The organism is Saccharothrix sp. ST-888, from assembly GCF_000955975.1.
In the GTDB taxonomy this organism is placed as follows: Bacteria; Actinomycetota; Actinomycetes; order Streptomycetales; family Streptomycetaceae; genus Kitasatospora.
In genome coordinates this window covers 1-245 of the sequence record NZ_JYJF01001129.1, presented here as the reverse complement: position 1 = coordinate 245, position 245 = coordinate 1, and the positions used below count along the sequence as shown (strand labels likewise).

Genomic DNA, 245 nt, shown 5'->3' with positions numbered 1-245 from the left:
GCCGCGCTGGGCGCGGCGGTGGACGGCGGCGTGCCGGCCCCCGATGCGGTCTTCGTGTCGCTGGCGCCGATCGCAGCCGACGACTCCGCTGCCGAGACCCCCCCAACTGTCCGTGCTGCGCTGCACGGTGTGCTCGGTGTGGTCCCGGAGTGGCTGGCGGACGAGCGGTTCGCCTCCTCACGCCTGGTCCTGGTGACCCGTGGTGCGGTGGCCGGCGGTGACAACCTCGTCCACGCCCCGGTGTG

1 protein-coding gene is annotated in these 245 nt (G+C 74.7%); it reads left to right on the top strand.

The window, feature by feature from the left end:
- A partial coding sequence (locus UK12_RS42850; protein WP_045307430.1) for a hypothetical protein occupies positions 1-245 on the top strand: 245 nt, incomplete at both ends.